This is a genomic window from Cellulosimicrobium sp. GQ32 (assembly GCF_059758455.1).
In genome coordinates, this window is sequence record NZ_JCAXEP010000003.1 from 179,779 (window position 1) to 192,777 (window position 12,999).

Consider the following 12,999-nt stretch of genomic DNA (forward strand, 5'->3'; position numbering starts at 1 on the left):
GGCCGGGTCACTCGAGGACGGGGATGTCGTCCGACTTGAGCCACGTCGTGCGGAGCTCGGCGAGCGTGCCGTCGGCCTCGAGCTCGTCGACGGCCTGCGTCACGCAGTCGGTCAGCGCGGAGTCCAGGTCGAGCACGAGCCCGTACTGCTCGACGACGCCCTGGTCGGGCAGCGTCCCGATGACGACGGAGTCGGGGAAGTACTCGGTCGAGGCCGCGACGCCCTGGTCCACGTCCATGACCATCGCGTCGATCGTGCCGGACTGGAGCGCCTGCATGCCGTCGCCCGCCGCGTTGTACGGGGAGATGTCCGCGTCCTCGCCCCACGCCGCCTCCGCGAGCGTGAGGCTCGTCTGCGCGGCCGTCACGCCGATGCGCGCGCCGTCGAGCTCGGCGAGCGTCGTCGCACCCGCGTAGGGGCCGTCCTCCATGACGATGACGCCCTGGCGCGTCGTGAGGTACGGGCTGGAGAAGTCGACGGCCTGCTTGCGCTCGTCGGTGATCGACGTCTGGTAGGCGGCGACGTCGAACGGCTTCACGGCCGGGCTGATGATCTGCTCGAACGTCACGGTCTCCCACACCACGTCGTCGGCCGCGTAGCCGAGGCGGTCCGCGACGGCGTAGATCAGCGCCGACTCGAAGCCCTCGCCCGAGTCGTGCTCGCCGATGTACCACGGAGCGTACGCCTCGCCCGCGCCGACGGTCAGCACGCCGTCGGTGAGCGTCGGGAGCGCGCCGGGCTCGCACTGCGCGGCGTCGCCCGAGGCGCTGCCGCTCGGGCTCGCGGTGTCGTCGCCGGCGCCTCCCGACGAGCAGGCCGTCAGCGTGAGCGCGGCGACCGCCGTGACAGCGGTGAGGAGGGCGGGACGGGGACGCAGACGGCGCATGGTGACCTTCCGGGTGTCGGGCGCCCGCGGGAGTGGTGGGCGCCGGCCACTGACGATAACGCCGGGCCGTGGGCCGTGGCTTCCCCCGGCCGCACCTCGGCCGGGTGGGGCGCGTCACAGCGGAGACACGGTTGCTGCGCGACGACGCCACCGAGGCGGACGCCCCCGGACACGACGAAGGCCCTCGATCATCAGATCGAGGGCCTTCGCCTTCTGAGTAGCGGGGGCAGGATTTGAACCTGCGACCTCTGGGTTATGAGCCCAGCGAGCTACCGAGCTGCTCCACCCCGCGTCGGTGATCACTACTCTACGTGAGGTTCCGGACCAGGCCAAATCGGGTGGACGAGACGTGGGTCACGCCAGGACCTCGACCCCGAACGCGAACTCGCGCGCGGCCCCGGGCTCGAGCCGCACGTCCGCAGCGCAGTCGGCGCGGTTGAACGCGTCGGTCAGCGTCTCCACGGGCTCGATCGCGACGGCGGCCCGCTCGCGCCGCGCCAGACCGTCGCCCGTGTAGACGTGGACGAGCCCGCGGTCCTGCCACACGGCGAGCCCCTGCCCCGTCGCGGGGTCGCGCACGAGCGTCCGCGCGCGGCCGTCGGCGTCGGTGCGCAGGTCGCCGAACGCGTGGTCGAGCCGCACGCCGGCGAGCGGCAGCGGCCCGACGCCGTCGATCGCCCCGAACGCGGCCTCACCCGCGAGCGGGAGCATCCCGGCGTCGGTCACGACGGCGCGGCGGGCCGGCACCGTGAGCTCCAGCGCGTCGACCGTGCCGTGCCCGGGGACCCGGAGGTAGGGGTGCCAGCCGAGCGAGACAGGGGCCGCGGACGTCCCGACGTTACGGGCGCGCAGCGTCGCGTCGAGGGAGCCCGCGCCGAGGGCGTACCGGACCTCCAGGACGAGCGCGAACGGGTAGCCGGCGTGCGCGTCGGCGTGGACGACCGTCCGGAGCGTCACGGACTCGCGCCCTTCTCCGTCGGCGGCCGCCGTGGCGCGCGCGGCGCCACCGCCCTCCCCCGCGCCCTCGACGACCGTCCAGTCGAGCGTGCGGGCGAACCCGTGCATGGTGAGGGGCTCCCACGGCAGGACGGGCGGCACCTGGTGCCGGACGCCGTCGAACACGTACTGCCCGCCCGCGAGACGGTTGACGAACGGTGCCATGAGCGCGGACCGCGCGGCGTCGTGCGCGGCGACCTCCGCCTCGTCCGCGTACCCGTCGACGAGGTCCTCGACGCGCTCGACCCCGTCCGCCCCGCGCCACGGCGCACGCCAGGCGAGCACGGCGGCACCGCGCAGCGCCACGACGAGCTCGGCCCCGGACGGGTGGTGCAGGCGCGCGGCGGGGACGGCCGGCGTCGCCTCGCTCGCCGCGCTGAAAGCGTTGCTGCAAACCGTTGCAGAAGTCACGAGGAGCGATCCTCCCGCCCGGCGGACGAAAAGACAACTCCGGTAGGACGCCCGACGGGCGGGGACACCTGCTGGTGTCCCCGCCCGTCCGTGGCGTGCGTTCGTCCTGCTGCGGCCGTCAGCCGGCCGAGGACTCCGTGTCGAGCGACTGCTCGGCCGCCAGCGCCGCCTCGAGCGCCTGCTGGAGCCGGTCCTGCGCCTCGCCGTAGGCGGCGAAGTCGCCCTCCGCGAGCGCCGCCTGGCCGTCCTCGATGGCCTGCTGCGCCTGGCGCAGCGCCTGGTCGAGCTCGGCGCGGGCGCCGCCGTCGACCGTGCCGCCGTCGGCCGGCGGCGCCGGCTCCTCGGTGGCGGGCGGCTCGGTGCCGGGGTCCGTCGTCCCGGGGTCGGCGGTCTCGCCGTCGGCCGGCTGGTCCGGGACCTCGGTCTCGACCCCGCCGTCGGCGTCGCCCGCGTTCGCGCCCGAGTCGCCGCCGAACACCTGGTCCAGCGCCTCGTCGAGCGTGTCCGCGAAGCCGATCTCGTCGCCGAACGACACGAGCACCTTGCGCAGCAGCGGGAACCGCGTGCCCTCCGTCGACTGCACGTAGACCGGCTGGACGTACAGCAGGCCGCCGCCCACCGGGAGCGTGAGGAGGTTGCCGTTGATGACCGTCGAGTCACCACGACGCAGCGCGAGGAGGCCGTCCGCGGCGGTCGGGTCGGTGTTGAAGTTGTTCTGCACCTGACCCGGTCCGGGGACCGTCGCGTTGCGCGGCAGCTCGAGCAGCCGCAGCGTGCCGTAGTCCTCCGACCGCACGCCCGCCTCGTTGCCCGGCTCCGCGTCGACCGCGAGGAACCCGGTGAGGATGTTGCGGTCCGAGCCACCGCCCGGGATGTACGTCGACATGAGCGAGAACGTCGGCGCCTCCTGGCTCGGCATCTGCAGCGTGAGGTAGTACGGCGGCTGCAGCGGCTTGACCTGCCCGCTCGCCGTCGGGTCCTCCGGGCTGCGCCAGAAGTCCTGACCCGAGAAGAACTCGTTCGCGTCGTCCACGTGGTAGCTCGCGAGCAGCGTGCGCTGCACCTTGAACAGGTCCTCGGGGTAGCGCAGGTGGCTCATGAGGTCGCCGGAGATCTCCGAGATCGGCTGGACCGAGCTCGGAAACACCTGGGTCCACGCCTTGAGCACCGGGTCCTCGGCGTCCCACGCGTACAGGTCCACGGATCCGTCGTACGCGTCCACGGTCGCCTTGACCGAGTTGCGGATGTAGTTCACCTGCTGCGGCGCGAGCGCCTCGACGGAGTTCGCCGCGACGAGCGAGTCCCGCGTCGAGTCCTCGAGCGACTCGGACGTCGAGTACGGGTACGCGTTCGAGGTCGTGTAGCCGTCGACGATCCACTTGACCCGGCCGTCCACGACCGCCGGGTACACGCGCCCGTCGAGCGTCAGGTACGGCGCGACCTTCGCGACGCGGTCGCGCGGGCTGCGGTCGTAGAGGATCTGCGACTCCTCGGTGACACGGTCGGAGAAGAGGATCTGCTCGGAGCCGAACTTCAGCGCGTAGAGCACCTTGTTCATGAACGACCCGACGCTCGGGCCGCCCTCGATCTCCTGCGTGGGGAACGTGTTGTTGACCTGGCCGCCCTCGTCGTCGACGGGGTAGTCGAGCTCCCACGGGTCACGGCCCTCGGGCGCGCCGACGATCGAGTACTGCGGCGCCTCGGGCGAGAAGTAGATGCGCGGCTCGTAGCCGCCCGCGTCGGTGAACGCGCCCGTCGACGGGATCGAGCCCTCGTAGAACGCGGGGCGGCCGTCCGGGCCGATCTGGTTGCCGTACGCGGCGACGACGCCGAACCCGTGCGTGTAGACCGTGTGGTCGTTGACCCAGTTGCGCTGGTCGGCGCCCAGGCCGTCCTGGTTGAGCTCGCGGACCGCGATGACGGTGTCGCGGCTCTCGTCGTCGATCGTGTACCGGTCGACCGACAGCGACGGCGAGAACTGGTAGTACTGCTTGTTCTGCTGGAGCTGGCTGAACGAGGGGCTGACGATCTCCGGGTCGAGCAGGCGGATCGACGCGGTGGTGTCGGCGTCCTCGCGCAGCGCGCCGGCCTCCGCCTCGGTCTTCGCGTTGTACTGCTCCGTCTGCACGTCGTCGATCCCGTACGCGGCCTTCGTCGCGTCGATGTTGCGCTGGATGTACTCCTCCTCGAAGTCCTGCGCGTTCGGCGTGACCTGGAAGCGCTGCACGACGCTCGGGTAGATGCCGCCGATGGCGATGGCCGAGACGACCATGAGCCCCACGCCGATCGCGGGCAGGCGCCAGTTGCCGCGCACCGCCGTGACGACGAAGAGCGCCGCGACGAACAGCGCGACGAGCGTGAGGATCGCCTTCGAAGGGATGACCGCGTGCACGTCCGCGTAGGACGCACCGTCGAACTTCGCGCCGCCCGAGGTGAGGATCGAGTACCGGTCGAGCCAGTAGTTGGCCCCGATGAGGACCAGGAGGAGCGCGGCAGTCACCGAGAGCTGGACGCGCGCCGCCGTCGTGGTGCGCGGGCCCGCGTCGGAGCCGCCGCCGATGCGCAGCCCGCCGTACAGGTAGTGCGTCGCGACCGCGGCGATGCCCGCGATGATGACGACCGCCATGAGGAAGCTCACGACGAACCGCAGGGCGGGCAGCGTGAAGACGTAGAACGACAGGTCGATGCCCCACTGCGGGTCCGTCGTGCCGAACGGCACCGAGTTCATCGCCAGCAGGACGGTCTGCCACTGCGACGCCGCCGCCGCGCCGGCGAAGAAGCCGACGAGCGCGGGCGCGACGATCATGACGACCTTGCGCAGCGGCTCGATCGCCTCGCGGTACTGGTCGAGCGTCGCCTGCTCGGGCGTCGACGGCGCGTAGATCGGCCGGGACCGGTACGCGATCGAGAACGACAGGAAGACGAGCCCGCCCATCACGAGGAACCCGCCGACGAACAGGGCGATGCGCGCGCCCCACTGCGTCCACAGGACGTTCGCGAAGTCGAGCTGCCGGAACCACAGCACCTCGGTCCAGAACTGGGCGAGCAGGAGCAGGAGGACCACGAGGGCGCCGACGACGGCGATCGCGATCCCGATCGGGCTCCGGCGCCGGGCGGGCCGCCCCCCGGAGGACGGCCGGCGGGGCGCTGCGGCGAATGACACGGTGGGTATACCTCTTCGGTCGTGGCTCGGGCGTGCACCGGGGTCAACGCCCGGTCCTCCCCCAAGGTTCCCACGGCCCGCGGCCTCGTGGGGGACGTCACGACCAGGTCGTCGCCCGTCCGCCGCCGGCCGGCGCGCGATGGGGGACCATGGGGGCATGCCCCAGCCTGACGACGCCGCTCCCTCCCCCGCTCCCGCACCCGGCTCCGGCTCCGGCTCCGGCCCCGACCCGGTGGCGCCCGGCGGCCCGACGCCGCAGCACGCGCTCGCGCTCGCCGTCCACGAGATCGAGGCGCACGCGGCGGACGCCGGCTGGGACGCCCCGCCGCGGCTCTTCGCGCTCGTCGCGACGGCCGGGGCGCTCGCGGCCGACCCGACGCTCGCGGACCGCCTGCCGCCCGACGTCGTCGCGGCGGCCACGGCGGACCCGCACCACCTCCTCTCGATCGAGCAGGAGGGCTTCGCCGTGGACGGCGACCTCGAGGACGGGCTCGCGCGCGTCGCCTGGCCCGCGACGGTCGACGGCGCCGCGCTCGTCGTCGAGCGGATCGTCCTGCCCCCGGCCGCCGAGGAGGGCGTGCCCGACGACCCTGACGCGGCGCTCGACTACCTCACGTCCCACCCCGACCGGCAGGACGTCCGCCTCGCCGTCGGCGTGCTGCGCGACGGTCCCGCCTGGTGCGCCGTCCGGTCGCGCGCGCACGACGCGGCCAGCGACGTCGCGGGCGGACCCGACCTCGTCCCCGGCCTCGTCACCGCGCTGCGCGCGACGCTCGAGGACTGACGCGAGCGGCCGTCGTCAGCGCGCCTCGCACGTCGCGAGCGAGTCGCCCTCGCCCGCGCCGATCGCCTCCATGGCCGCGCGGGCGTCGGCCAGCGTCGAGACCGCGGCGACGTGCAGGCCCTCGGGCACGTTGCCCACGACCTCCGGGCAGTTGGCCTGCGGCGCGAGGAACCACGTGGCGCCGTCGCGCAGGGCACCGTACAGCTTCTGCTGGATGCCGCCGATCGGGCCGACGTCGCCCTCGACGCTCATGGTGCCCGTCCCCGCGATGACGACGCCGTTCGCCTCGTCCTCGGGCGTGAGCTGGTCGACGATGCCGAGCGCGAACATCGTGCCCGCGCTCGGGCCGCCGATGTCCTCGATCTGGATCGACACGTCGACCGGGAAGTCGAACGTCGGGTCGATGAACACCCCGAGCAGCGCCGTGTCGCCGCCGTCCGTCGTCGTCACCGTGAGGTCGGTCTCGGCACCGTCCCGCAGGACGCCCAGGGTCACGTCCGCGCCCGGTTCGACCGCCTCGAGGCCGTCGATGAGGTCCTGGTACGTCGGGACCGGCGCGCCGTCGAGCGCGACGATGACGTCGCCCGGCTCGACGACGCCGTCCGACCCGCTGTCCGGGACCGCGGCCTCGACCGTGAGCGTGGCCGGGACCTCGTACCCGAGCTCGGTGAGGGCCGCGACCGTGGCGTTCTCCTGCGAGGAGATCATCTCGGCCTGGCCCTGCTGCTCCGTCTCCTCCTTGGTGCGGCCGGTCGGGAAGACCTCCTCGACGGGGCGCACGCTGCGCGACCGGTCGAGCCACCCCTGCACGACCTGGGCGAGGTTGACGGGGTAGCCGGGGCCCCCCGCGACGGAGACGGTGGTCAGGCGCAGCTCGCCTGTCGAGTCGAAGGTCTCGGCCCCCGTGATGGAGATGAGCGGCGTGCCGTCCTGCTCGCCGAGCGTGTCCTCCGTCGGCCCCGGCGACCGCACCGCGTACGGCGCGGGCAGGATCGCGAGGCCCGCGACGAGCAGCGTCGTCGCGAGGAGGGAGATGCCGAACGTCAGGGACCGCCGGGTCACGGGCGGCGGGACGTGCTCGTCCTCGGCGAGGAGGGCGTCGAAGGAGGGGGCGTCGCTCACCGGGACATCATCCCCGAGGATGCTGGGATCTCCCTGCCGACCGCGCCCGCGCGCCGCTGACGCTCCCGACCTACCAGCGGTCAGGGGCGTCGCGACCGCGCCTGCCGCCACACGGCCGCGGTCCCGAGCACCGCGACGGCCGCTCCCGCGGCACCGAGCGCCGCGGCGTCACGACCGCCGAACCGCAGCCCCACGACGCCCACCCGGCCGCGGACCTCCGCGAGCAGCACCTCCAGCGCCGCGGCGCCCGACCACGTCGGCGACCACCCCGCGTCGTGCAGGCGCTCGGCCGCGACCGACCACGGGTGCACGACGAACGCCAGGTCGCTCGCCGGGGACGGCAGCACCCCGACCCGGTGCAGCCGCTCGGCCGCGCCGAACGCCGTCGCCGACGGGAGCTGGACCGTGCGCAGGCCCGCCGCCGCGGCCACCGTCTCGGAGTCGAGCGCGTCCGGGAGCCCGTCGCGCAGCGGACCGGCCGTCAGCCCGCCGACGAGGCCGCCGTCGAGCGCGACGCCGACCGCCGCGACGACGTCCTCGACGTGCACGAGGTGCCACGTGCGCTCCCCGCCGCGGACCGTGAGCAGGCGCGGGGCCTCGAAGTGCCGCGTGAGGAGCGTGTCGATCCCGGGACCGACGACGACCGCCGGCCGCACGAGCGCGAGCGGCACCCCGTGGAGCGCGTCGCGCAGCGCGTCCTCGAACGCGGCCACGTCCCCCGCGAAGCCGGGTCCGTCGTCGACGGCGACCGGGTCGTCGTCCTCGATCACCGCGCGGCCCGGCGTCGCGCCGTGCACGGCGGCAGTGGTCACCGCGACGACGTGCTCGATCCCCGCGGCGACCGCGGCCTCGCCCGCGCGCCGGCCGAGGAGCGCGAGCCGGGCGCGCTGCTCGGCGTCGGTCTTCGCTCGCGGCGCCCCGAACTCCCCTGCCGGAGCGACCACGACGAGCCGGCGCGCGCCGTCGGGCCACCCGTCCGCGTCCACGGGCGACGCCTCGGCGGCGCCCAGCCCCCGGCGGACCGCGTCCGCGACCTGACCGACCCCGACGACCACGACGGGGTCGCGCGGAGGCGTGACGGGCCCGACCACGGGGTCTTCCCCCGGCTCGCCCGGGGGCTGTCCCCCGGCGGGGACCGCCTCGCTGCGCCGTGAGCGAACCCGGCCCTCGGACATGGCCCAGCCCCCGTTCTCGGCGGTCGATCGTGGTTACGGTGATCACCGACGCTACCGTGAGGAGTCGCCATGAGCAGCCTTCCCCCCGACCGCACGCCCGGACCGGACGACGACACGCCCTTCGACCCGCGGTTCGAGGAGCTCCTCCGCTCGATGCTCGGACCCGACGCGGACGAGGCGCTGCGCGAGCTCCGTGCCCGCGGCCTCGACCCCCAGTCGCTCGCCGCCGGGGGCGCGGCGGACCCCCAGCTCTTCCAGCACGTCCTCGCGCAGGTCCAGCGGCTGCTGTCGACGCCGAGCGACGGCCCGGTGAACACGGACGTCTCGCACGACGTCGCGCGCCAGGTCGCGGTCGCCGAGGGCGACCCCTCCGTCACGACGGCGCAGCAGCGGGCGGTGACCGAGGCGCTGTCCGTCGCCGAGCTGTGGCTCGACGCCGTCACCGACCTCCCGCCCTCGGGCGGGCGCGCCCAGGCCTGGAGCCGCTCGGAGTGGGTCGAGCACACGCTCCCGGCCTGGAACGAGCTCGTCGCGCCCGTCGCGGCGTCCGTCGCCGACGCGCTCGCGACGGTCCTGCGCGACCAGCTCCCGGAGGGCCTCGGCGACGACCCGTCGGCGCTGCCCGGCGTCGGGTTCACGCTCCCGGGCCAGGTGCCCGGGCTCCCCGCCGGCGCGCTCGGGATGCCGGGCGACCCCGCGGCGCTCATGCGTCGCCTCGGCGCGGCCGTCTTCGGCATGCAGGTGGGCCAGGCGGCGGGCACGCTGTCGCGCGAGGTCTTCGGTGCCACCGACGTGGGGCTGCCCCTGCTCGACCAGCCCGGGACGGTCCTCCTGCCGACGAACGTCGAGGCGTTCGCCGAGGGTCTGGACGCTCCCGCCGACGAGGTCCGCCTGTTCCTCGCGCTCCGCGAGGCGGCCCACGCACGCCTCTTCACGCACGTGGCGTGGCTGCGCGGCCACCTGCGCGGCCTCGTCGACGCGTACGCACGCGGCATCACCATCGACCTGTCGGCGCTCGAGTCGCAGCTCTCGGACGTCGACCTCACCGACACGGACGCCCTCCAGCGTGCCCTGTCCGGCGGCGTCTTCGGGCTCCAGAACACTCCCGAGCAGCAGGCCACGCTCCTGCGGCTCGAGACGACGCTCGCGCTCGTCGAGGGCTGGGTGGACGAGGTGACGGCCACCGCCGCCCTCCCCCACCTGCCCCACGCGGTCCCGCTGCGCGAGATGCTGCGCCGCCGTCGTGCCGCGGGCGGCCCCGCCGAGCACACCTTCGCCACCCTGGTCGGCCTGGAGCTGCGTCCCCGACGCTCGCGCGACGCGGCGGCGCTGTGGGCGCTCATCGCCGGGCAGTCCGGCGCGAGCGCGCGCGACGGCGTCTGGGACCACCCCGACCTCCTGCCCGACGCCACGGACCTCGACGACCCCGCGGGCTACGAGAGCAGGAGGGCCGTGACCCGCATCGAGGAGGCCGACGTCGACCGCGCGCTCGAGGAGATCTTCCGCGCCGCCGAGGGGTCGGGCAGCACGGAGCCCCCGACCGGGACGACGGACGACGCCACCGACGACGGACCGACGGACGCGGGCGGCACCGCGCGCTGAGCCCGGGCGTCCCGCCGCTCAGGGACCTTCCGACCTCGCGTCGGCGGCGAGCCCGGCGTCCTCCACGGGGGCGCCGGGCTCGTCGCCGTCGGGCTCCAGGTCCGCGTCGCGCGCGAACGAGACGCCCTCCAGGAAGCCACGCGCCCGGTCCGTCCGCGGGTACGACTCGAGCAGCTTCCAGAACCCCGGGCCGTGACCGGCGTGGAGCAGGTGGGCCAGCTCGTGGAGCAGCACGTAGTCGAGCACCCACGGGGGCATCCCCCGCACCCGGGTCGAGATCCGGATCGTCCCGTCGATGAGGGTGCACGATCCCCACCGCCGGTCCTGGTTCCCGGACCAGCGCACGCTCGTCGGGTGCGCGCGGCCGTCGAGGTACTTCTCGGACAGCTCGACGGCGCGACGCTCGAGCTCGTCGTCGGAGGGGCGTCGCCGACGCTCGGAGTCGGCCAGGCGGTCGAGCATGCGCTGGACCCACTCGCGCTCCTGGGCGCGGGTGAAGCGCGCCGGGATCGCCACGATGGTGCGCTCGCCGTCGCGGTAGGCGCTCACCGTGCTCTTGCGTCGGCGGCTGCGCCGAACCTCCACGATCGTCTCCCGGACCACGCTCAGACCGTAGTGGTTCTGGCCACGAAAAGGCAGGGCCCCACGCCGCGTGGTGGGGATTTCCGCGCCAGCCGGTCGAGCGGACGTCGCGGGGAGCTGTGCTCCCGGTCAAGGAACCGCCCGCGAACCGTCGTCGAGGTCTGCCTGTGGACAACTCGGGTCGGAGTGCCCCGTCGTGCCACGCTCGTGGCGGGCGGCCGACCGTGCCGCCGTCCCACGACCCGCGGAGGACACGTGCAGCGACGACGCGTGCTGCGACCCGAGGCTCCGCTGCTCCGGCGCGCCCCGGGCGAGGTGCAGGTCGGCACCGACCCACGCTGGTCGGTCCGGCTCACCGGGCTCGAGCCCGCCGAGGAGGAGTGGCTGCGCTCGCTCGCCGCGCCGTCGGCCCGGCGCGGCGAGGGCGTCGAGACCGGGTCGCCGTCGCCCGGTCGCCGGGCCGCGCTCGTCCGGCTCCTCGAGGAGGCGCACCTGCTCGTCCCCGCCCGCCGACGACGCACGGTCTCGCTCGCTCCGGGCCACGGCGAGGCGGACGTGGGCGTGCTCTCGGCGCTGCGGCCCGACGGCGCCGGGCACCGCGTGCTCGCGGCCCGCGCCCGGGCGACCGTCGCCGTCGTCGGGCTGGGGCGGGTCGGGGCCTCGCTCGCCGTGCACCTGGCGACGGCCGGCGTGGGCACGCTCGTCCTCGAGGACCGTGGCACGGTCCTCACCACGGACGTCGGGGTGGGCGCGTACCGGCTGCGCGACGTCGGCGCGCCCCGCGACGCCGCGGTCCGGCGGCTCGTCGAGGAGGTAGCCCCCGGCGTCGTCGTCACCTCGGGCACGGACGCGCGCGTGTCGGCCGACGTCGCCGCGGCGGCGGGGCCACCGGGCCCGCTACCGGACGTCGTGGTCGTGGTCGAGCACGGCGCGGCGGACCCGGAACGGGTCGGGAGGATCGTGGGAGAGGGAGTGGCGCACCTGTCGGTCGTGGTCCGTGAGGCCGACGTCGTCGTCGGACCGTTCGTCCGGCCGGGGCTCGACCCGTGCCTGACGTGCGCGGACCTGCACCACGCGGACGCTGACCCGTGCTGGCCTCAGCTCGCGCGGCAGCTGCGCGCCCGTGCCGTGCGCGCGGTCGAGGAGTCGTCGCTCGCGGCGTCGGCGGCCGCGGTCACGCTCGGTCAGGTCCTGGCAGCCCTCGACGGGCTGGTGCCCCGCGCAGCCACGGCCCGCATCGAGATCCCTGCTCCCGATGCGGTGCCGCGGCTGCGCGAGACGGGTCGCCACCCGCGCTGCGGGTGCGACGAGCTGGCGCGCACGCCCCCGGACGGGGCGTCGCTCACCATGTCAGGCCGCCGTCGAGGCGCCGACTGACGCCCCGGCCTCGACGCGACCGGCCTCCTGCGCCTGGCGCTCGGCCTCGCGGGCGAGCACCTCGGCCTTGCTCGGACGGCCGCGGCCGCGCTTGCGCGCGACGACGACGCCGTCCACGAAGACCTCGCCACCCCAGACGCCCCAGGGCTCGCGACGCTCGATCGCGCCGGCGAGGCAGCCCTCGACGAGGGGGCATGTGCGGCACAGGGCCTTGGCCTCCTCGACCTCGGCGGACCGCTCGGCGAACCAGAGCTCCGGGTCGTTGGTGCGGCAGGGCAGCAGACCCGCGAGGAGACGGTCGAACTCCGCGGAGTCCTTCTCGCCGAGGGGCGTGGCCAGCGGTTGGTGGGGGACCCAGGGGCCGGATCCGCCCTGGGCAGTGATGTTGTCGAGCAGCGCGGTGAGCCGCACGATGTCCTCCAGTGATGTCCTGTCGTGGGTGTGAACGTCGTCGTCACAGGACCCGAGGACAGCGGTCCCCGTCATGGGAATGACGGGACAGACCGGTGATCCTCATCGGCAGACGTGCTCTGGAGAACACGAAGGCCACGGGTCCGAGACGGACTCCGCGGCCTGGAAGGTTCTGGTCGGTCAGACCAGACGTGTCCTGGAGGCGGAGTCGGGAGCGGGGCGGGTGACGAAGGTGCCGCCGCGGTGCGCGGTTGCACGCGGACGGAGTCCTCCTGGCGTGCCCGTGTAGACGGACGCGTTATCCAGCAGGTTCGCCATGGCGATCTGGTTCTTCATCAGCTTTCCCACCCCCTCTCTCCGTTCGAGGCCCGCCTCCCGGCGCGCCCCTCTCCAACAGGACTCGTCGACCATATGTCGCGCGTCGCGGGACGCACAACTTATTTACGGGAATTTCCTCGACGAGTTTTTCGAACCCTCCTCGGAGCCCGAG

General features: G+C 74.5%; 11 protein-coding genes and 1 tRNA gene. 3 read left to right on the forward strand and 9 right to left on the reverse strand.

Going from position 1 to position 12,999, the window contains the following annotated elements; genetic code table 11:
- Positions 1-7: 7 nt before the first annotated feature.
- From AC6CH9_RS06965 to AC6CH9_RS06980, 4 genes are all read right to left on the reverse strand, one after another.
- Positions 8-886: an ABC transporter substrate-binding protein gene (locus tag AC6CH9_RS06965; RefSeq protein ID WP_498154267.1), complete on the reverse strand. Its 879-nt coding sequence runs from the start codon at positions 884-886 to the stop codon at positions 8-10.
- 218 nt (positions 887-1,104) lie between these two features.
- Positions 1,105-1,178: transfer RNA gene (locus AC6CH9_RS06970), tRNA-Met, on the reverse strand.
- 62 nt (positions 1,179-1,240) lie between these two features.
- A complete protein-coding gene (locus AC6CH9_RS06975; RefSeq protein ID WP_498154268.1) occupies positions 1,241-2,293 on the reverse strand; it encodes an aldose 1-epimerase in 1,053 nt (350 codons plus the stop codon).
- 118 nt (positions 2,294-2,411) lie between these two features.
- Positions 2,412-5,456 carry a UPF0182 family membrane protein gene (locus AC6CH9_RS06980; RefSeq protein WP_498154269.1) on the reverse strand — a complete coding sequence of 1,015 codons (3,045 nt, stop codon included), beginning with the start codon at positions 5,454-5,456 and terminating at the stop codon, positions 2,412-2,414.
- Between the two features lie 157 nt (positions 5,457-5,613).
- Here AC6CH9_RS06980 and AC6CH9_RS06985 point away from each other — a divergent pair, with 157 nt between their 5' ends.
- Positions 5,614-6,240: a PPA1309 family protein gene (locus AC6CH9_RS06985; RefSeq protein ID WP_498154270.1), complete on the forward strand. Its 627-nt coding sequence runs from the start codon at positions 5,614-5,616 to the stop codon at positions 6,238-6,240.
- A gap of 15 nt (positions 6,241-6,255) precedes the next feature.
- Here AC6CH9_RS06985 and AC6CH9_RS06990 read toward each other — a convergent pair whose 3' ends face one another.
- Positions 6,256-7,362, reverse strand: a complete 1,107-nt coding sequence (locus AC6CH9_RS06990; protein WP_498154271.1) for a YlbL family protein — start codon at positions 7,360-7,362, stop codon at positions 6,256-6,258.
- A gap of 80 nt (positions 7,363-7,442) precedes the next feature.
- The gene (locus tag AC6CH9_RS06995; RefSeq protein WP_498154272.1) at positions 7,443-8,453 is read right to left on the reverse strand and encodes an NAD-dependent epimerase/dehydratase family protein; all 1,011 of its coding nucleotides are present in this window, start codon (positions 8,451-8,453) and stop codon (positions 7,443-7,445) included.
- Positions 8,454-8,606: 153 nt separating this feature from the next.
- On the opposite strand from AC6CH9_RS06995, the gene AC6CH9_RS07000 reads away from it, so the two are divergent.
- Positions 8,607-10,139, forward strand: coding sequence for a zinc-dependent metalloprotease (locus AC6CH9_RS07000; protein WP_498154273.1), 1,533 nt, complete (start codon positions 8,607-8,609; stop codon positions 10,137-10,139).
- 18 nt (positions 10,140-10,157) lie between these two features.
- Here AC6CH9_RS07000 and AC6CH9_RS07005 read toward each other — a convergent pair whose 3' ends face one another.
- Positions 10,158-10,748, reverse strand: a complete 591-nt coding sequence (locus AC6CH9_RS07005; RefSeq protein WP_498154433.1) for a YgjP-like metallopeptidase domain-containing protein — start codon at positions 10,746-10,748, stop codon at positions 10,158-10,160.
- 228 nt (positions 10,749-10,976) lie between these two features.
- Between AC6CH9_RS07005 and AC6CH9_RS07010 the strand changes: the two genes are divergently transcribed.
- Positions 10,977-12,098, forward strand: a complete 1,122-nt coding sequence (locus tag AC6CH9_RS07010; protein WP_498154274.1) for a ThiF family adenylyltransferase — start codon at positions 10,977-10,979, stop codon at positions 12,096-12,098.
- Here the strand turns inward: AC6CH9_RS07010 and AC6CH9_RS07015 are convergent.
- Entirely contained in the window at positions 12,072-12,584 is a 513-nt protein-coding gene (locus AC6CH9_RS07015) for a WhiB family transcriptional regulator (protein WP_498154275.1), read from the reverse strand. The genes AC6CH9_RS07010 and AC6CH9_RS07015 overlap by 27 nt on opposite strands.
- 105 nt (positions 12,585-12,689) lie before the next feature.
- Positions 12,690-12,857 (reverse strand): hypothetical protein, encoded by a 168-nt coding sequence (locus AC6CH9_RS07020; RefSeq protein WP_156186406.1) that lies wholly within the window; start codon positions 12,855-12,857, stop codon positions 12,690-12,692.
- Between the last annotated feature and the right edge of the window lie 142 nt (positions 12,858-12,999).